Origin of the sequence: Motilimonas sp. 1_MG-2023, from assembly GCF_030547455.1 — a bacterium.
In the GTDB taxonomy this organism is placed as follows: domain Bacteria; phylum Pseudomonadota; class Gammaproteobacteria; order Enterobacterales; family CBDFNC01; genus Motilimonas.
The window spans coordinates 1-19,945 of sequence record NZ_JAUOPX010000048.1; the positions used below are offsets into that span (position 1 = coordinate 1).

Genomic DNA, 19,945 nt, shown 5'->3' on the forward strand with positions numbered 1-19,945 from the left:
GTTGAACCAACTGTTGAACCAACTGTTGAACCAACTGTTGAACCAACTGTTGAACCAACTGTTGAACCAACTGTTGAACCAACTGTTGAGCCAACTGTTGAGCCAACTGTTGAGCCAACACAGCCACCAGCTGGTGCTATCGTTTGGGTACCAGGTCAAACTGCTGTTAACAACGGTGACCTAGTAACTTACAACGGCCTATGTTTTGTAGCTAAGAACAACCCTGGTACTTGGGAATCTCCAGCTGCAGGCGGCAACTGGTTCTGGACTGAAGTTCAATGTGAAGGCGGCGTAACACCTACTGTTGCACCTACTGTTGCACCTACAGCTGAGCCTACAGTTGCTCCAACTGTAGCACCTACTGTTGAGCCAACTGTTACTCCTACTACTGAGCCAGGTAACACTACTTGGAGTGCTGAAGCTGTTTACAACAAAGGCGATACTGTAATCGTTAATGGCGTAACTTACACAGCTAAGTGGTGGACAACAGGTGAAAACCCTGAGACTACTGGTCCATGGGGCGTATGGTCTAAATAATAGCTAGTTAGATTTTCTAACTCACTTTAAGGGATGCTTCGGCATCCCTTTTTTGATCTTTACTATCTTTCATGTAATCCCCATACAAACGCCATCAAAACGTAATAAAGTTACACTCAATACGACAATCACGACAAAACAACTGACGCAAATCACATAAAAAAGCCCAAAAAGATATATATCACACTTTTCTGTAATTATTTTACACAAAAGTATTGAAAAGTGTGATCTGACGCAGTATGATGAACTCGTCCCTTAAGAAAGGGACAAAGAGAAAACTTAGATAAACAACTTAAGTCAAATAGAGGTAATATTATGTTATTAGGTAGCTCAGCATTAGACTTTACACGTGCAACAATTCAAGAGCGCGAAGCACAACGTAAAGCAGGTTTAAACTTAAACTTTTTCGCAAAAAAGAAAGAGAAAAAAGTTAAATAATTAACCTAACAATGCTTAACATTAAGCATTAAAAAGCAGTAAATTTAGTAAGAAAAGAAAGTAAAGCATCGACAGAGAATAGCTCCAATCATGGAGCAAAAGACACACCTCCCCTGCCATTCAAAAATTCAACAAATTAAACTTTTTTTTCCAAACTATAAACCAACACGGGTTTATCATAAAAATGAGTTTCTCGCTCTAGCTTAAAACCAGAACTCTCAGCCACCCGCTTTGACGCTTCATTATTATCAGCAATGAATGATATCAGCCTGTCCAACCCTAATTGATTAAACGCATAATCTGTCGCCGCTCGAGCAGCTTCACTCGCCAGCCCTTGCCCCCAATAATCAGGTAATAAACGATAGACCAGCTCAATCTCATCTTTACCCTCAAGACGATGAAAAAAGTGGCCGCAAAACCCAATTACTCGTTCATCTGCTTTACTGTGCACCGCCCACAAACTAAAACCTTTACTCGCGTAAGTATCAAGAATGCTGTCAAGAAATGTATTGGCTTGTTTACGATTGAGCGGCCCGCTAATAGAGAACTTCATTACTTGCCGATTAGACATAATCTTATAAATAACATCAACATCTTCAGGCTCAAAAAAGCGCAGTATCAAGCGTTCGGTTTCTGCAATAGTTGGCATATCATCTAGCTCCATACATCAGGGGGGGAAGTTAATCATACCAATGGTTATCGCCATATTAAAACGCAAAAGGTATAAAGACGGTTAATACGCAGGCTAAGCTTAGGCGAGGAAGTTGTCCCTATCAAATTTATCCAGTAGACACAAAAAAGCCACTAATGGGACAACCCCTTAGTGGCTTTAACAGCTAAGAGTTAAATTATTTGTGGTACGGCTGACTTAATTCATGCACAGCATCAATAAACACACCAGCATGATCTGGATCGACGTCTAAATGAATTCCGTGTCCCAAATTGAATACGTGCCCCGTGCCTTCACCAAAATCAGACAGTATATGCGCCACTTCTTCACGAATACGTTGTGGTGAAGCATACAACATCGAAGGGTCCATATTACCTTGCAACGCCACTTTGTCACCAACACGGGCTTTAGCATTGGCAATATCTATGGTCCAATCTAAGCCTACAGCATCACAGCCTGTTGCCGCGATATCTTCAAGCCACATGCCACCATTTTTAGTAAATAACGTTACAGGCACCTTACGGCCGTCATTTTCACGAGTGAGGCCATCAACAATTTTCGCCATATATTGCAGCGAAAACTCGCGGTAATCACGCGGTGACAACACCCCACCCCAAGTATCAAAAATCATTAATGATTGTGCACCAGCTGCCACTTGAGCATTGAGGTAGCTAATCACTGAATCTGCCACTTTATCGAGCAGTAAATGCAGTGTTTTTGGCTCAGCAAATGCCATTTTCTTAATCTTAGTAAAAGCTTTTGATGAGCCACCTTCTACCATGTAAGTCGCTAAGGTCCAGGGGCTACCCGAAAAGCCTATCAACGGCACTTCACCTTTTAATTCTCGGCGAATAGTGCGTACTGCATTCATCACATACTGCAACTCACCTTCAGGATCAGGTATGCCAATTTTATCAACATCAGCCTTACAAGTGATTGGACGCTCAAACTTAGGACCTTCACCGGTTTCAAAATACAAACCTAATCCCATCGCATCAGGGATCGTTAAAATATCCGAAAACAAAATCGCAGCATCAAGGGGAAAACGGCGCAGTGGCTGCAGTGTCACTTCACAGGCTAACTCAGCATTTTTACATAACGACATAAAATCGCCAGCCTGCGCGCGCGTCGCTTTATATTCTGGTAAATAGCGGCCTGCTTGACGCATCATCCATACTGGCGTTTTGTCGACAGGCTGTTTTAGCAGCGCTCTAAGGTAACGATCATTTTTTAACTCGTTCATAAAACTTCCATTGCATTGATTCTGTCGCGAATTGTAGCAAAGCCCATCACCAAGGGAAAAGTAAATGTCAGCTTAATAGCCATTACTTGCCGTGATTAACGACATCGCTGACGCACTTTTTCGATTAACAGACGCGCAATGGTGCCATGTGGTGGTAACAAAGGAAGGTTGTTAAAATCGTACCAATTAGCATCATTTAGCTCGTGCTTATCAATGTTCAATTCTCCACTATCATAATCAGCAATAAAGCCCATCATTAATGAATGGGGAAACGGCCAAGGCTGGCTTTTCACGTAGCTAATATTTTTAACCTTGATCCCTGCTTCTTCAAACACCTCTCGCTCAACACACTGCTCTAACGTTTCACCGGCCTCGGTAAAGCCCGCTAAAGTAGTATAAATCTCTTGCCCTGGCTTATTATGGCGTACATGGTTTGCTAACAATACTTGCTTACCTTTTCTGATGGCGACAATAATACAAGGAGATACACGTGGATAGCAGCGGTGGCCACAGTCATAACACTTCATCGCTAGTTCCCAGTCAATACGGTGCATTTGCTTACCACATTGACCACAGAAACGATGTGTCGCAAGAAAATTAACTATTTGAAAAGCCCGGCCAGCCAAATTGAATAAATCATCATGCACTTTACCCAGCAAATAGCGTAAACCTTGATATTCCCCTAGCCCCATATCTATCGATGCATCAGTTAACTGGAATAAATAAGCTGGCGTGCCTTCAAATTCGCCAATATGAATACACGGCTCAAAGTCTAAATCTGGAAAAGGTAACTCCCTTAAACAACCAAAAGGAACAGGCTGCGGCCCATTTGCCACAAGTAACTGCCCATCATAGATAATAAACCACCATGCCACTAAATCTGGTGATAGATGGATTTGTTCATTTTGCAAAATTAAGTCCTCACAATTTCCATATAGCTCACAGTTATACATGAAGCCGGATTCAGTAACCAAATTAGAGTTGACGATAAGCCTGCTTTTCATTACTTATATCAATATGGCAATAAAAATAAAAACCAAGGACATAATATGCTAACCAAACTTGAACAAGCAAAACAGGAATGGGGTGGTACATCTCATATTATTGACAATTGGTTAAATGACCGCCAAAAGGTACTAGTTGAATACTGCGAGCTTGCAGGCTTACCGCCTTACAGTAAAGAGCACCAAACACTTCCCTCGATAGAGCAAATACAAACCTTCTGCCAGTCTTTGGTTGATTACATGTCTACCGGACACTTTGAAATTTACGACCAAGTAGTTTCGGAATGCGAAAGACACGGCGCTGAAAGCGCAAAATTAGCCCAAGATATTTATCCTCGCATCTCTACTACGACAGATACAGCGCTTGAGTTTAATGATAAATACGCCGAAAAAATTGACGATGACACGTCGGTGGACTTCGATGCTGATCTATCAAAGCTTGGGCAAATTATGGAGCAGCGCTTTGAACTAGAAGATAAGTTGCTAGCGACCTTGCATCAAAAGCATTTACAACCAGAAACTTAAATAGCAGTTACAAACAGACACTACAAATAAAAAAGGGCGCCTCAATGAGCGCCCTTTTCACATCTGCTATTTAATAGCTAGTTAACAGCTAAACTATTCAGCCGCTTTTTCATCTGCAACTACAGGCTCAGCCGCAGCTTTTTCAATTGACAGTAGTTCAACATCAAAAATCAGCGCAGAGTGCGGAGGAATATTACCTGCACCTTGGTCACCATACGCTAGCTCAGCAGGAATAGTGAACTGGTATTTTGAACCAACAGACATCAGTTGAACACCTTCAGTCCAACCAGCTATCACGCGGTTAAGTGGGAAAGTAGCAGGTTGGCCACGAGTCATTGAGCTGTCAAATACTTCGCCATTTAACAAACGACCTTCGTAATGAACTGTTACCGTATCTTCAGCGTTTGGCTTGTCGCCTTCAGCAGCTGTTAATACTTGGTACTGTAAACCAGAATCCGTAGTGGTTACGCCTTCTTTTTTAGCATTTTCAGCTAGGTAAGCCGTCGCTTCAGTTTTCGATTTTTCTGTTGCTTCAGCTTGTTTCGCTTGTGCAATCTCGCTTAACTTTTTGTCGTAAGCTTGCAATGTTGCAATCACGTCTTCATCTTTTAATTTCAGTTCGCCACGCAGCGCATCTGAAATACCAGCAATGATTTGCTCTTTGTCTAAAGTAACGCCTAGTTGCTCTTGCTCAGCTAACGTCTTTTCAATGTAACGAGAAACAGATGCACCAATCGCGTAAGCCGCTTTCGCATCTTCATTGGCAAACTCTGCCACAGGCGCAGTTTCAACTGCTGCCGATACCGCTTCAACAACTTCTGACTCAGCCGCTTTAGGGGCTGTTTCAGCTTGCTTATCATTACAACCAGCTGCAGCTAGTACAGCACCAGCAAGTAGCGATACCTTAAAAATATTATTCATGTAAATAACTCTCCCAAAAAAAATTCGCCTCATCGCGCATAATCAAAACACAAAGAGGGGCTTAGCGTAATAAATCCATTTATACTAACGCTATCACGCAGTAAACAAAACAAAATTAGTAGACTATAAAGATGACAAAAGGTGCAATCTTTTTATCTGTGATCTCGGCAATCTTGTTAACTGCTTGCAGCGGTGAGCAACTGTCAGCCACAAAAATCGAACACGCTGTTGAAGGCGCGTATGCTGCCGACATCTCAACCGATGGACATTACAGTGTTATTTCATCCATCCACCACGGCATTAGCCTATGGGACAATAAGAAAAATGCGCTTAAATATCAATGGAGCCATCAAAATGATGCGCAAAATGGGGTATTTTTAACGAAATTTTCTGATGATGCCAGTCATGTCGTCACCGCGAGCAGTGATGAGTTCGTCGTCTGGGATGTGGCAACGGGTGAAGCCAAAGGCTATTACAAAATCCCTGAATCGAATATTCGTGACATCGTCATCTCGGCACAAGGACGTTACGTGCTATATGGCTTAGCAACCGGTAAAGCCGTACATATCGATTTAAATACCGGGAGACGCATCGAGTTTCTCGGCCATACAGAAAAAATAAATGCGGTGGATATGTCAGCCAACGGTCACTATGCGTTAACCGGTGGTAATGATTATACAGCCTACTTCTGGGATACCCGCACAGCACAAGTACTGCATCGCTTTTCTCATCCTAGCCGGGTCACTATGGTTAAACTAGAGCGAGAAGGTAAATATATATTTACCGCAGACAACCAAAAACAAGCCAACATCTGGGACATGCGCAGCGGCCAACCGGTAAGTCGGTTAAACTATCTAGCCCGCCAAGAGATTTTCAGCAGCGTGCGCTTTGTTGAACAAGGCAAATATCTTTTAACGGGCTCTCCGTCTCGCATGCTGGCACTGTGGGACTCAAAAACCGGTCAACAATTACAGAAGTGGCATGTCAGCCCAAGAAAAAACAGCCGTCCGAAAAGCGCTGTTGTATACTCAGCCACCTTAGCAGATGGGCAAATTCTTAGTGAAAGCTCGGCTGGCCTTCTCGAAACTTGGACTTTAGATAAGAGCATATCCCATGAATAACCTTGAAGATGTATTGAAGCGACTGGAATACTTAGAAACAAAAGTTGCCTTCCAAGACGACACCATAGAAGCGTTAAATACTGAAATCGCATCGATGCAAAACCGCCTTGAAATACAACGTGAACAAATGAAGTACCTAGTGAATAAAGTCAAAGATGTGCAAAGTGGGCAAATCGCTCGCGAAGAAGACGAAACGCCTCCTCCTCATTATTAATATATTGCCGCTAAGCTAGGTTAGCTCTGCTGATTCCCTCAGCAGAGCAGGCTATGATACCTTGAGAATAAATGGTTAAAACGCTGCGCCACAACTCGCCCCTTTTATTCCAGCAGCTAAGCTATCACTATCAAGCCGCGTATTAGCATCATTAATTCACTGCAAACATCCACTTGCCAAAGAAATAAGGGTTTAGTTTATGCTAGAGCAAGGGCGACAGGTTATTAATTACCTGCAACAACACGGCGTCGATTACGCCGATATTCGCATCCATCAATTGGACGAAGAAGAAACCATTGCCACTATGAAAGGCGATGTTGATAAATATAATCTGGTTAGCAAACAAGGCTATGGTATTCGTGTATTGGTGAATGGCGCGTGGGGCTTTGCATCCAGTGAGGTGATGACCTTAACGGCGATGCAGCAAACTGGCCATCAAGCCATTGCAAAGGCAAAAACCGCTAGCGACTATATTCAACAAAAAGTCAGACTTGCACCAAAAGCGGTTATTCAAGATAGCTACACCTCACCTTGTCAAATCGATCCCTTTACCGTTTCTACTCAAGACAAACTGGCACGCTTATTACAACTCGATAGCCAGCTGGCTGATAAGCGCTTTGATTATTGGGGCGTATCGGCCAGCTTCTACAAGCGCGATATCCTCTATATTGACAGTGAAGGCAGTGAGATTCGTCGCCACCTAATTGAACTCGATGCCGAGCTATTTGCCTACGCCAAAGACCAAAACGGTGAGCAATGTCGTCGCACCTTCAACTTACCACAAGACGCAAACGGCACCACTGGCTGGGAAAACATCATCAACGATGCTCAGTTTGATCACACCGCCCGCATCCGCGAAGAGTTACTGGCATTACTCGATGCCCCTGAGTGTGAAAAAGAAGTATGTGACGTGATTTTATTGCCTGAGATGATGGCACTACAAACCCACGAAACCATCGGTCATGCCTTAGAGCTCGATCGCATTTTAGGCTATGAGTTGTCGTATGCCGGCGGTTCACACGTGGATTTAGCCGACTTTGGTCAATTGCAGTTTGGTAGCCACAAGCTCACGGCGCGCGCCGATGGCACAGTAGCTAACTCTCCCGGCTCTATTGGTTATGATGACGATGGCGTTAAAGCGCGCAATGTTACCTTAATCAAAAACGGCATACTGCAAGATGCCATCACTTCACGCCAAATGATCATGGAAGCCAACGCCAAAGCTGGCCGTACTATTTTTAGTGCGTCAGGCGCCACCAGCCGTGCGCAAAACTACAGTAATCTACCCATCGAGCGCATGAACAACATCAACATTGATCCCGGCCAAGATGGCAGTCTGGCCGATATCATTGCCGCCACTGAAAACGGCTTGTTAATGGAAACCCCACGCTCATGGTCAATTGGCTCTAACCGTGAAAACTTCCATTTTGCCACCGAAGTCGCGTGGAAAATTAAACACGGCAAGATCACCCACATGGTGCGCAATGCTACCTACCGCGGTGATAGCCTGAGCTTCTGGAACGCCCTCGATATGGTAGGTGATGAACGAACTTGGCAGCTGCAACCTGTGTTTCAATGTGGTAAAGGCCAACCCAATCAAATAATGCGCTTAGCCCACGGCATTCCCGCCTGCCGCTTTAAAAACGTTCAGGTAGGAGAGTAATCATGAGCAAACAATCTACCCACAAAGCGATGCACACAGCCATGCAACCTGTGCTGCAGTTACTCACAGAGATCAACACCTTTATGAAATATGAGGGGATCACTGGAAGTATCACGTACCGCCAAGAAAGTTCACACATGGTGCGCTGCGGCCGCAGTCAAATCTCCCTTAACGTGTCAGAAGAAGGTGAGAAATACTTTGTCGAGATCCAAGCCGGTCAGCGTAAAATTTCAGGCAGTACCACCGCCCAAGCCAACGACAGCGATAAACTCAAAACACTGGTATCAACCCTTAATGAACGGGTTAAACTGATGCCAGAAGTACCCCATATGAGCCCGATGACGGCGATTGTCCAAGGCGACCTCAACCGCTTTAATGCTGATGGGGCTCTGATTAACCTCGACTCAAAAGTGATGGTGGATCTCTTTAAGCGCTGCGGTGAGCACTTTGCCCATGGCAACGTTGAAGTATCAGGTGCCTTTTCTGCTGGTGTTTACAGCTACGCAATCATCAACACCTTAGTGGACGCGCCAGTGGCTTACCAAGGCAGTGATTACAACGTCGAGCTCGTGTTACAACTACTAGACCACGACAAAAAAGAACTGCGCGTCGCCGATGTTGGTGAGGCGTTAAATCAGTTCGACGCTAACTCGCTGATTAAACAACTAGATGCCAGCTACCAACTGCTCACCAATACGCCCCGTCAAGATATCGAGCCAGGTGAATATGATGTCATCTTCCATGCCGATGCCTTTGGCGATCTCATCAACTACCTCGGTTACATGGCGCTACACGGTGAAACTTACCAATACGGCATGGGCATGTTACAACAAGACAAACATCAAATCGGCAGTCAGCTGTTTGGCAGTAATTTTACCATCACTGATGATCCAACCGATCCCGAGGTGTTATTTGCTCGTCCCGTTGGCGAAAATGGTATAGCGCGTCAGCCCTTTCCCCTGATCAGTAATGGCGTATTAAGCAATCAGTTTTACAGTGATAAAGACGACTGCGATCGCTTTGGCATTGCGCGCAATAATGATATCGATGTGGCCAGCATTAAAGTGGCCACAGGCAACGGCCCCGCTGACTTTGCCGCCATGGTAAAAAGCTGCACTAAACCAACCTTATTTATTTCATTTATTCATTACATGAATTTAACCAACGCCGCCAAGGGTGAGTTCACCGGCAGCAGCCGCTTTGGCACCTTTTTAATTGCAGACGGCGAAATCAAAGCGCACTTATACAATCAACGTATCAATGACTCTTACCATCGTATTTTTAATCAAATCGAATGGTTATCGAGTCAACTCCATCACGTTAACATGTCGAGCACTTATGGCATGCGCAGCGCCAGCAGCATAGCTTGCCCGCGGTTTGTAAAAGTGAACAAGGTGAAAATAACCGGATCGAATGCGCCGGGTAAGGGCTAAAACACTATTAACTAAGAAAAATAAAAACCAAGGCTCAGCCTTGGTTTTTGATTCACACAAACTTACTCTAGATGAACTTAGTGCTTACAGTGCTCGCCATGAACGTGCTCTTCTTCGTCGTGGCTGTGACCACAACCGCCGGCGCTGTGCACATGGCCGTGGGCAAGCTCTTCATCAGTCGCAGCGCGCACCGATAATACTTCACCTTTAAAAATCAAGGTTTGACCCGCTAGCATATGGTTGCCATCTACGGTTACAGTGTTTTCTTTCACATCAGTGATTTCAACTGGGCGTGGGCCTTGGTCAGTTTCAGCAGTAAAACGCATGCCTACTTCAACAGCGCCTTCGGCTTCAAACAGCTCGCGTGGCACTTCTTGTACAAGGCCTTCTTGGTGCTCGCCGTAAGCATCTTCTGGCGCACAAGTTAAATCAAACTTGTAACCCACTTCTTTGCCATCAAGCTCAGCTTCAAGGCCGGGTACTAAAAACATGCTGCCTTGAATAAATTCAAGAGGAGCACCGCCTTCGGTTGTACCGAGCTCAACGCCGTCTGCATCATGTACAGAAAAATGGATGGATACTACTAAATCATTTTCAACTTTCATCTTAATTTCCAATTAGTTTTCGTCTGGGTTAAACACGCCAATCACTTGTTCAAACTGACGTGTGGCGCCACTTACTTCACCTGGGGCTTGGGACTGCAAGTAGTCACATTTAACGCATTGCACTTTCTCGACGTTTTGATCAACAAACACCACTATCGTGTCTTGCTCGTTACACGATGGGCAGGTTGCGCCAGCAATAAAACGTTTTCTCTTACTCATATTGCTCCCCTTTATTTTTGCCACAGTGTAACCGATCAAACAGGGTTTTTCTTCTGCTATCACACCTGTGTTAGAATCGCGGCTTATTTTTTAATGTTGAAGTAAATTATGATCACAGCCAGTGCCATTGAACTTATTCGCGGCGGACGCCCGCTGCTACAAAATGCCACCGCCAGTATCAACCCCGGCCAAAAAGTGGCATTAGTGGGCGCCAATGGCACAGGTAAATCCAGCTTCTTCGCTTTATTAAAAGGCGAACTCCATGCCGATAATGGCGAGTTAAGCTTTCCCAGTAACTGGCAACTCGCCAGTGTGGCGCAGGAGACTCCAGCATTAAATAAAAGCGCCATTGAATACGTGATTGATGGCGATCGTGAGTTTCGCCGTCATGAAGCCGAGCTTGCCGCAGCAGAAGCCGCCGAAGATGGCCATAAAATCGCCCTCCTGCATGGCCAAATTGAAACCATTGGTGGTTACACCATTAAAGCCCGCGCCGCTGAGCTATTAGCCGGCTTGGGCTTTAGTAATGAAAAACAGCAGCACGCCGTCAGTGATTTTTCTGGTGGTTGGCGTATGCGCCTAAACTTGGCACAAGCCCTGCTTTGCCGCTCAGATTTATTGCTACTGGATGAGCCAACCAACCACTTAGACTTAGACGCAGTAATCTGGTTAGGAAAATGGCTAAACGCTTATCCTGGCACCTTAATTCTGATTTCTCATGACCGTGACTTTATCGACGACATCGTGGGTAAAATAATTCACATCGAGCAAAATAAATTTTTCGAATACACAGGTGATTATTCCAGCTTTGAAAGGCAGCGCGCCGAAAAACTAATGCAACAACAAGCCACTTATGAAAAACAACAAAAGCAAGTGGCGCATATGCAAAGCTACATTGACCGCTTTCGCTACAAAGCATCAAAAGCGCGCCAAGCACAAAGCCGCATCAAAGCCCTAGAAAAAATGGAACTGGCGATGCCAGCGCACGCCGACAGCCAATTTAACTTCTCATTTTTTGCACCTGACGCACTGCCAATGCCATTGATAACCATGGAAGAGATTTATGCTGGTTACGGTGATACCCTGATTTTAGAAAAAATAAAATTTAACCTTGTGCCCGGCAGCCGTATTGGTTTACTCGGTCGCAACGGCGCCGGTAAATCCACTTTAATCAAACTACTGGCAGGCGAAATCAAAGCCCAAGGCGGCAACTTTGAGCTTAACCCTAATGCCAAAGTCGGTTATTTTGCCCAGCACCAACTTGAATTTTTGCGCTTAGACGACACGCCACTTGAGCACTTAGCACGTTTAGCTAAAGATAAAACCGAACAAGAATTGCGTAACTATTTAGGTAGTTTTGGTTTCCAAGGCGACAAAGCCCTAGAGCCCGTTGCACCGTTCTCGGGCGGTGAAAAAGCGCGATTAGTATTAGCGCTGATCGTATGGCAAAAACCGAACTTGCTACTACTCGATGAGCCAACCAACCACTTAGATTTAGAAATGCGCCACGCCTTAACCGTTGCGCTGCAAAGCTTTGAAGGCGCGATGGTCGTGGTATCGCACGATCGTCACTTACTGCGTACCACCACAGATGATTTATACCTAGTGCATGATGGCCAAGTGGAGCCGTTTAATGGTGATTTAGAGGATTATCATAAGTGGCTTGGCGAACAGCAGAAAATTGATAAACAAAAAGCCGCGCCTGATAACGGGGAAAAGAGCGCTAATAGCGCCGTCAATCGCAAAGAGCAAAAGCGCTTAGAAGCCGAGATCCGTAAGAAAACCCAGCCGTTCAGAAAAGCAATGGAAAAAGCGGAAAAACAAATGGATAAGTTAAGCGCGCAACTGGCAGAAGTAGAGCTAGAACTTAACGACAATGCCCTTTACGACATCGCACAAAAAGCTAAATTGACCAAAATATTAGAGCAACAACGTCAGCTTAAAGCCGAAATTGAAGATGCAGAGATGGAGTGGATGGATGCCCAAGAGCAATTGGAAGCGTTAGAGGCGGAGCTTAACCTCCCTTAACAAGCTCATTTTTTAATCGAGTACTGAGCTACTAAAGATTAATCAAAACAATAAATAGCCCGTCAACAGATGGGCTATTTATTGATATATACTAACGGTCCGACACCATTTACCTTAGGTTATCGACCAAGGCGACTTAAGTGGGCAATACTCTATGTTTCATAAAGCAGCTCCAACTCTTGTCTAACCTAATGCAGCAACCCCTAAGCAAGCTTAGCGACGGCTTCTTTAACTAATTCAGCAATTTGATCCCACTGTTGATTATCAATTAAATCACTAGGCACCATCCAAGTCCCACCGCAAGCCACAACGGCCTTGATATCTAAATACTCGTTAATATTAGACGCAGATACTCCCCCCGTTGGCATAAAACTTACCGGATAAACCGCCGTCAATGCTTTTAGCATGTTGACACCTCCCGAAGGGCCAGCAGGGAAAAATTTCAACGTAGTCAACCCCATTTCCATCGCTTGCTCAACCAAAGAGGGGTTGTTAACGCCAGGAATGATTGGCATGTTACGTTGCTGGCAGTATTTAACCGTAGTGGGGTTAAAGCCAGGACTAACAATAAAATCGACACCCGCATCAATCGCCGCATCGACTGTTGCCGAGTTTAATACCGTACCCGCACCAATTAACATGTCAGGAAAAGCTTCACGCATGTTTTTTATGGCTTGCGCCGCAGCGGGCGTACGAAAGGTTATTTCAGCACAGGGCATGCCATTTTCAACTAATACTTTACCCAATGGCACAGCGTCATCCGCATTTTTAATCGCAATAACAGGAATCACTTTTAGCTCTTGTAAGCGTTCATTCAATGTTGTCATGGTTGGTCCTTAAATTAGTTAAATAAAGTTCTTAATCAATGCAGGGAGTAATAAATTTGGCGTCTATGATAGCCCCTTGATGCTGGATAACTGTAGCCGCAACCTGATGCGCTTTTTTTGCTGCATCAGTGGCTGCGGCGCCTAATAAACGCTTTGACATATAACCAGCAGCAAATGAATCGCCTGCAGCATTGGTATCAATCACCTTTTCTTTTGCAACATACTGAGCAGCAACACGAATACAGTGCTCTTGGCTCACAACAACACACTCCTGACCTCCTTGCTTCAATACAATTTCTTGCACCCCCAAGGCTTGTGTACGCTCAATACACTGCTCAATCTTGGTATCACCAAATACTGCTTGTTCATCATCAAATGTCAGTAGAGCGGTGTGAGTAACCGACAAGATGTGCTGGTAGTGCTCTGCTGCTTCCTCAGCACTTCGCCACAATTGCGGACGGTAGTTATTATCAAAAATAACCTTGCCACCTGCGGCTTTACAACGCGCAAGTAAATCATATAAACGCGCCCTGCTAGTTGCAGGTAAAATAGCTAAGCTGATACCTGAAAGATAAATCGCATCTTGTTTCACCAAGGCCTCTATTAATTCATCTGAAGCCGTTTCAAGCCAATATTTCGCTGCCGAATCATTGCGCCAATATAAAAAACTGCGCTCACCATACTCATCCGTTTCAACCATATAAAGCCCTGGTAGTTTGGCCTTAGCGCGCTGAACTAATTCTGTATTAATACCTTCACTGCGCCAGCTATCAAGCATTTCTTGGCTAATTTTATCTTCGCCTAGAGCGGTTACATAGCTAACATTAACGTTTTTACCTGCCGTCAACCGCGACAAATAAACAGCAGTATTCAGTGTATCGCCGCCGAAACCTTTACGTAAATGTTGTCCCACTTGCTGTAGCTCTATCATACATTCGCCGACTAGGGCGATGTTAAAATCGGCCATCTATCACCTCTACTTTTTAAAATTCAGCCCCCTTCGGTGAGACCCCCTCGCTCAAAAAAGGCCACGACGTCGTACATGGTTAATTTAGGTGCAATTACGCATCAACTACTCATATTTTTACATCTTCTATTTCGGCGGTAAAATGCCCCACAGCAACATAACCGATTTGGTCATGAATATCATGTACATGCCCGCCTGTTCAACTAAACATCAACAATAAACATAAGTTTGATAAAATATTAAATTGTATTTCCTTCCTCACAATCTAATTTGTATTTCGAACTATACTGACGAAATAGCCGATTAAACCTTTTAATGTCTTTACGGAGGGGCGATTGATAAAAATAACACGATGCTATAAAAAGCCTCAAATAAAGCCATTCATTAAAAAGGTCAGCAATGTTATTTCTCTTAGCCTTTTTGGGGTGATTCTTTATTCTGTCTCTGCTTTTTCACCCGCCTTTGCAACTTGTAATCAGGCTTCTTTAACATGGGGTTGGGTTGCGTGGGAACCGTTCATTTACCAAAGCCGACAAGGCGTAATGCAAGGCATTGATTATGAAATCGTGTCACAAGTGTTTCAACAAACGGGTTGCTTATTTTCGGTGACAGATAAAGAAATCCCTTGGCGTCGGCAATTGGCGTGGCTAGAAGCAGGAGAAATAGACGTCATGACAGGCGCATCCAAAACGGCCGAGCGAGAACAGTATGCCTTGTTTTCACTTCCTTATCGCACCGAGTCCGTCACCCTATTTATCAGAAAAGCAGACCAAGAGAGTTTTGCTATCAAGCAACTATCAGATTTAACTCAATCAAAACTGCATCGTCTAGGGTATTACAAGGGGACTTATTACGGCGAGGAATTTAGTCTGCTTCAACAAAAGCCTGAGTTTCAAGCTTTACTACAGTCCGATATTGAAATTAACAACTTTACTCGTCTGCTAAATAATCGTATCGACGCAGTCCTTGCGGATGAAATAGCCGGTCAACTATTGATAGAGCAACTTAAACAACAAGACAATATTGTACCATTAAAGGGCTTTAGCATTAAAACAGGGGGGATCCATGTTATGTTTAGTAAAAAAACCACCTCAGAGGCCTTTATCACTCAATTTAACCAAGCGCTAACGAAGTTTAAGGCATCTTCTGAGTACCAAAGGATTTTACAACGATATTTAAAGGGAGAGTAGCAATCCAAACTGACCTTTAATTCGTTGACTTATCTAAACGTACGAACATAAAAGTGAAGCCAGTGAGCGACCATTCCCACACCCCAATCAGTAAACTATTTTTAGCCTATTTAGGTGGTCGTATCAATGGCGGGCACATAGAGTTGCATGATGTCAGATTCGTGCACGGCGACAGTATTATGGCGACTTATGAGCAATTGAAACAACAATGGATTGGCGACAAAGGCCGAGTACATTTAGATAGTTACGTTGAACTTCGACATATTAATGGCTATCGCATAGCGCTCTCGGCGCGGCCTCCTAATAATGACCTCAAACTGTTTTTTGTTAATTTAGGTGGCTATCATCCCAGTCAACTAGCCGAGCAGCACAGCTTTGGCGTTTTTGTCGCCAACAACGCCGAGCAAGCTAAGCAGCGTGCATGGCATGAATTGCTTGGCCGTTACCAAGTTGATTGGCAACAGGCTCATAAAGACGATTTAATCGCAGTCGATGATTGTTTTGCTATCTCATTATTAGATAGCCCACTCAATATTCACCTACATTACGAAGGTGAGCATTTATCTCAGATGCAGCCACTGCGCCCTGACTGGTTTGGCTACCACAAACTGTAAGCTTTAGTTCAACGCTAGAACGTTAGATAGAAATAAACGGTTCTTTCACCCCACCACTACCCCACCAGTTTTAGCCACCAAAGATCTCCATTGTTACTTAACTGACTGATAGATAATGAATTTGTTATTTTGTGCTATCACAGTGGCCTGACCAAATAAGCGCTTCAGCTTCTCGCCATAGCCAAGCTGACGATTACCTATCACGATTAAAGACTGTTTCGGCTTTAACACCCGACGGGAATCATTAAACATTTGCCATGCGATATGATCGGTAATGGTATTGGCTTGATGAAATGGCGGATTACACAAAATTAAATCAGCAGTATTAGCCCCAAGGCCATCTAAACAGTTATTCACCATCACAGTAAATTGCTCAGCCTCTAAACCATTTAACAGCACGTTTTCTTGACATGATTGTGCCGCCATATAGCTCTCATCGACACTGGTAATATGCGCCTGCGGGTTTAACTGCGCCGCCTTGATGCCGATAACACCATTACCACAGCCTAAATCAATAATATGCTGTAAGCTTGAATCTTTCGGGATATGCTCAAGTAGCAAGCGGGCACCAATATCTAGGCTATCACTAGAAAACACATTGGCATGATTGCTTAAGGTTAAACCATGCTCAGGCACTGGCCATTGAGTCGGTTGTGGTAAAGGCTTAACCAAGTCAGCATTGGGCTTACAGAATATTAAACGCGCCTTTTTCACCGCTAATGACGTTTTGGTTTCACCTAAATGTTTTTCAAACAAACGCAAGGTCGAGGTATGAATATCTTTCGCCTTCGCCGCCCCAATCACTAGGCAGTCTGCTGGCAAAGATTGGCACAACTGCTGTAAATGCCAAGTAAGTAGTCGGTTGTTTTTCGGTAATTTAATCAACACCAATTGAACATTGTATGGCAGCTCGGCTAGGCAATCTTGAATAGTAATATGGGGTAACTGATTTTGCTTAAGGTTTTCAATACAAGCTTGTCTGGCAATAAAGGAATCCGTCACGCTCGTCACCTTTCCCTTGGCTGTAAACCAGTTACTTAGTGCGCCAAAGCCATCATTAATAATCAGTATCGGCCGTTGGGGATCAAGCACGAGCCCCTCGCAGTGGTTAATCAGGTATTCATCCGCAGCGTCCCAAGCTTGTAATGTTTCATTGTTGCGAACAGGGTAACGCTCCAAAATCAGGGTGCGCTGATGCAATGTAAGTGAAGGTTTCATCATAACTACTAAATACTAACAGGCCGAATTAAGTCGGCTATTGTCGCAGAAGCGAGGACAAATCGAAATACACCCCAATAATTAACCTCAGTTTTGCTTCAGCCAATGACGCGCGGATACAGTCTGCTTTACTTATCCACAGCTCGGATTAATTAATACAGTGAACTATGTGCTGGCTTGGACTGACTTTTGTTTTGCCCTTTTGGATTAACTAGATTAAATGCCTGTAGCCAAGTTACAAATTCATCTGCTTTTAACGGCTTAGAATAAACATAACCTTGGATTAAATCGCAGCCTCGCTCACGTAAGTAAGCGATTCCCTCTTGCTCCTCAACCCCTTCAGCTGTCACGATGTAACCCAAGCCGTGACTGAGCGCGATGGTCGTTTCTACTATCATGGTATCGTTTTGGTTATAAAGCATGTCTTGAATAAAACAGCGATCAATTTTTACTTCATTGACTGGCAACTCCTTCAAGTAGGCAAGGGACGATTGTCCGGTGCCAAAGTCATCGATGGCAACTGAAATACCAAGGTTTTTAAATAACTGCAATACCGAAATGACCGTTTGCGGATCTTTCATCACCGCTCCTTCTGTCACCTCAATAGCCAGGGCGCTAGCTGGCACTTGATACTGTTGCAGTAAATCTTGAATAAGGGTTGGCAACTGCAAATTAAGTAAATCATGAGCCGACAGATTCACCGCAACTTTAGGTTCAACTCCTTGCTTACGCCAGCCGGCTATTTGCGCCACAGCTTGTTGCAACACCCACTCGCTGACTAAGCCAATATTGCCAGAATGTTCGGCTAAACGAATAAACTCATCGGGTGGGATAAAGCCTAGATCGGGGTGTTGCCAGCGGATCAATGCTTCAGCGTCACGACAGATGTTGGCCTGAATATTGACTTTAGGTTGAAACACTAAATGAAATTGCCCTTGCATTAAGCCCGCCGTCAAATCACTGATAATCGTTAATTCACGTTGGTACTGTTCGTCTTCTCCCGCGAGATAGGTCGCTAAGGCTTTATTTTCAAGACAGGCTTTAGCCAGCGCAATTTCAACGCGACGTAAAATCACATCGACCGAGCCACCATGTTGAATTAAGTCCAACACACCGGCACGAACAGTGAGCGTAATATTAGAGCCGCGCACCGGAAATGGTTGCTCAAGCTCATCTAAGGTGGCACACAATTGCTCGCGATTTATCCCTTTTTTATATAGCAAAAGAAACGCATCGCCGTCGACACGCGCAATAAAATCAGCTGCAGGAGTAATCGTTTCCAAGCGCCGAGCAAAGCGCACTAACAAAGCATCCGCGTTAGCAAAACCTATCATGTCGTTAATATGGCGAAAACGCTGAAGGTCTAGCAGCACCAAATGACCAGCTAAATCACCGTTAATTTCACGTAGCATTTGCTTGGCAGATTCTCGGTTGTGCAGCCCAGTCAAGCTGTCATGGCAAGATTGATACTTAAGCGCCGCTTCACGCGAAGCCACATGACTTTGCATTTCATTCATACTGCTGGCCAAGCTCTGTAGCTCAGTCGGCGCGTCAACAATCGGCTCGGGCTGCTCACCTTTACCTATCTCCTGCGCATAGCGCACTAAGTTCATAATCGGGCGACTTAAACTACCAGACAACCAAAGGGAAACCAGTAACGCAAGGGATAAAGTAACCGTAAAAATCAACAGCAAATTATTACGCAGCTGAATAAAACTTAACTCCCACGGCAAGTTTGATAAATGCAAAACTGCCCACTGATCATTGCTTTTCTCATTAAGTAACATAGAGTACGACAGGTAGTTTTTGGGGAGGCCTTCTTTAGCCATCTTAGCCATATTCGGTAGCTCAGCCAGTCCGTTCAAAAAATCTACTTGCTCTGATTTCGCCAGTGTCGAAGAAATACTTGGCGGTTGATCCGGTGACGAATGAATAAAACTGACATCGACTCCGGTAATAGCTTGCGCATCTTGCGCAACTTGTTGATCCAAAACAAACCCCATGCCCACCCAAGCAATTAATAACGGGGCTTTAACGGGCTGTAGGACAAATTGATAACTCACCCCATCGATATCCAGTACGGTCGAAGAGCTAACACTATTAGCCCCTGCAGCTAAGGTGTTTAACGCCTTAATTTCAGGCTGATTCACTCCAGATAAGCTCGCACTGATTAACTTTCCTTCTGGGGAAAGTAACACCACAACATCAGCATCGATCTGGTTGCCTTGGTTTTCTATCACCGAAGCGATGGTTTCTTGCTCGCCCGTTGCAATGGCTTGGCGAAAAGCAAAATCTGCTGCAAGTACCGATACGCTTTTATTAAGCTCTTTCGAGCGGTTTTTTAACATATCTAAAAATACATTAATTCCCACATCTAAACTTTTTTGTTGCTGCTTTAGCCTATCTTCGTGCATCGCCGTTAGCACCGACACCGCCGTTCCTAACTGAACCACGGTTAACACTAAAATAAATACCACCACTAACCGAGTACGGTAGCTTTTAAACATA

Annotated in this window: 20 protein-coding genes; 10 read left to right on the plus strand and 10 right to left on the minus strand. The window is 44.4% G+C overall.

What is annotated here, in order from left to right; genetic code table 11:
• Both Q4519_RS18560 and Q4519_RS18565 read left to right on the plus strand, forming a co-directional pair.
• Positions 1-537: PT domain-containing protein (locus tag Q4519_RS18560; protein WP_303514845.1), on the plus strand; the 537-nt coding region annotated here is incomplete at its 5' end.
• A gap of 315 nt (positions 538-852) precedes the next feature.
• A complete protein-coding gene (locus Q4519_RS18565) occupies positions 853-975 on the plus strand; it encodes a hypothetical protein (RefSeq protein WP_282560156.1) in 123 nt (40 codons plus the stop codon).
• A gap of 136 nt (positions 976-1,111) precedes the next feature.
• Here the strand turns inward: Q4519_RS18565 and Q4519_RS18570 are convergent, their stop codons facing one another.
• The 3 genes from Q4519_RS18570 to nudC all read right to left on the minus strand — a co-directional run bounded on the left by Q4519_RS18570 (position 1,112) and on the right by nudC (position 3,799).
• Positions 1,112-1,624 carry a GNAT family N-acetyltransferase gene (locus Q4519_RS18570; protein ID WP_232799823.1) on the minus strand — a complete coding sequence of 171 codons (513 nt, stop codon included), beginning with the start codon at positions 1,622-1,624 and terminating at the stop codon, positions 1,112-1,114.
• A 199-nt stretch (positions 1,625-1,823) separates the two neighbouring features.
• A complete protein-coding gene (gene hemE, locus Q4519_RS18575; protein WP_232799824.1) occupies positions 1,824-2,888 on the minus strand; it encodes a uroporphyrinogen decarboxylase in 1,065 nt (354 codons plus the stop codon).
• Positions 2,889-2,983: 95 nt separating this feature from the next.
• Complete coding sequence (gene nudC, locus Q4519_RS18580) at positions 2,984-3,799, minus strand: NAD(+) diphosphatase (protein ID WP_303514851.1); 816 nt, start codon at positions 3,797-3,799, stop codon at positions 2,984-2,986.
• A gap of 138 nt (positions 3,800-3,937) precedes the next feature.
• Here nudC and rsd point away from each other — a divergent pair, with 138 nt between their 5' ends.
• Entirely contained in the window at positions 3,938-4,417 is a 480-nt protein-coding gene (rsd, locus tag Q4519_RS18585) for a sigma D regulator (protein ID WP_232799826.1), read from the plus strand.
• Positions 4,418-4,510: 93 nt separating this feature from the next.
• Here rsd and fkpA read toward each other — a convergent pair whose 3' ends face one another.
• Positions 4,511-5,338, minus strand: coding sequence for an FKBP-type peptidyl-prolyl cis-trans isomerase (gene fkpA / locus Q4519_RS18590; RefSeq protein WP_303514853.1), 828 nt, complete (start codon positions 5,336-5,338; stop codon positions 4,511-4,513).
• Between the two features lie 131 nt (positions 5,339-5,469).
• Between fkpA and Q4519_RS18595 the strand changes: the two genes are divergently transcribed.
• From Q4519_RS18595 to Q4519_RS18610, 4 genes are all read left to right on the plus strand, one after another.
• A complete protein-coding gene (locus tag Q4519_RS18595; protein ID WP_232799828.1) occupies positions 5,470-6,459 on the plus strand; it encodes a WD40 repeat domain-containing protein in 990 nt (329 codons plus the stop codon).
• The gene (locus tag Q4519_RS18600) at positions 6,452-6,673 is read left to right on the plus strand and encodes a SlyX family protein (protein ID WP_232799829.1); all 222 of its coding nucleotides are present in this window, start codon (positions 6,452-6,454) and stop codon (positions 6,671-6,673) included. Before Q4519_RS18595 ends, Q4519_RS18600 begins: the two co-directional genes overlap by 8 nt.
• A 199-nt stretch (positions 6,674-6,872) precedes the next feature.
• Positions 6,873-8,336, plus strand: coding sequence for a TldD/PmbA family protein (locus tag Q4519_RS18605; protein ID WP_303514855.1), 1,464 nt, complete (start codon positions 6,873-6,875; stop codon positions 8,334-8,336).
• Between the two features lie 2 nt (positions 8,337-8,338).
• A complete protein-coding gene (locus Q4519_RS18610) occupies positions 8,339-9,769 on the plus strand; it encodes a metallopeptidase TldD-related protein (RefSeq protein WP_303514857.1) in 1,431 nt (476 codons plus the stop codon).
• 77 nt (positions 9,770-9,846) lie between these two features.
• Here the strand turns inward: Q4519_RS18610 and slyD are convergent, their stop codons facing one another.
• Both slyD and Q4519_RS18620 read right to left on the minus strand, forming a co-directional pair.
• Positions 9,847-10,374 carry a peptidylprolyl isomerase gene (gene slyD / locus Q4519_RS18615; RefSeq protein WP_232799832.1) on the minus strand — a complete coding sequence of 176 codons (528 nt, stop codon included), beginning with the start codon at positions 10,372-10,374 and terminating at the stop codon, positions 9,847-9,849.
• Between the two features lie 12 nt (positions 10,375-10,386).
• Positions 10,387-10,593 (minus strand): YheV family putative zinc ribbon protein, encoded by a 207-nt coding sequence (locus Q4519_RS18620; RefSeq protein ID WP_233052186.1) that lies wholly within the window; start codon positions 10,591-10,593, stop codon positions 10,387-10,389.
• Between the two features lie 108 nt (positions 10,594-10,701).
• Between Q4519_RS18620 and Q4519_RS18625 the strand changes: the two genes are divergently transcribed.
• Positions 10,702-12,621 carry an ABC transporter ATP-binding protein gene (locus Q4519_RS18625; protein WP_303514861.1) on the plus strand — a complete coding sequence of 640 codons (1,920 nt, stop codon included), beginning with the start codon at positions 10,702-10,704 and terminating at the stop codon, positions 12,619-12,621.
• Between the two features lie 203 nt (positions 12,622-12,824).
• Here Q4519_RS18625 and Q4519_RS18630 read toward each other — a convergent pair whose 3' ends face one another.
• Positions 12,825-13,448: a bifunctional 4-hydroxy-2-oxoglutarate aldolase/2-dehydro-3-deoxy-phosphogluconate aldolase gene (locus Q4519_RS18630; RefSeq protein WP_303514863.1), complete on the minus strand. Its 624-nt coding sequence runs from the start codon at positions 13,446-13,448 to the stop codon at positions 12,825-12,827.
• A 31-nt stretch (positions 13,449-13,479) separates the two neighbouring features.
• A complete protein-coding gene (locus tag Q4519_RS18635) occupies positions 13,480-14,415 on the minus strand; it encodes a sugar kinase (protein WP_303514865.1) in 936 nt (311 codons plus the stop codon).
• A 425-nt stretch (positions 14,416-14,840) separates the two neighbouring features.
• Here Q4519_RS18635 and Q4519_RS18640 point away from each other — a divergent pair, with 425 nt between their 5' ends.
• Together Q4519_RS18640 and Q4519_RS18645 are read left to right on the plus strand one after the other, a co-directional pair.
• Positions 14,841-15,605, plus strand: a complete 765-nt coding sequence (locus tag Q4519_RS18640; protein ID WP_303514868.1) for an ABC transporter substrate-binding protein — start codon at positions 14,841-14,843, stop codon at positions 15,603-15,605.
• Positions 15,606-15,667: 62 nt separating this feature from the next.
• Positions 15,668-16,219: a DUF1543 domain-containing protein gene (locus Q4519_RS18645; protein WP_303514871.1), complete on the plus strand. Its 552-nt coding sequence runs from the start codon at positions 15,668-15,670 to the stop codon at positions 16,217-16,219.
• Between the two features lie 93 nt (positions 16,220-16,312).
• Here Q4519_RS18645 and Q4519_RS18650 read toward each other — a convergent pair whose 3' ends face one another.
• Both Q4519_RS18650 and Q4519_RS18655 read right to left on the minus strand, forming a co-directional pair.
• Complete coding sequence (locus Q4519_RS18650) at positions 16,313-17,437, minus strand: methyltransferase (protein WP_303514875.1); 1,125 nt, start codon at positions 17,435-17,437, stop codon at positions 16,313-16,315.
• Between the two features lie 152 nt (positions 17,438-17,589).
• Positions 17,590-19,944 carry an EAL domain-containing protein gene (locus Q4519_RS18655; protein WP_303514877.1) on the minus strand — a complete coding sequence of 785 codons (2,355 nt, stop codon included), beginning with the start codon at positions 19,942-19,944 and terminating at the stop codon, positions 17,590-17,592.
• Position 19,945 lies beyond the last annotated feature (1 nt).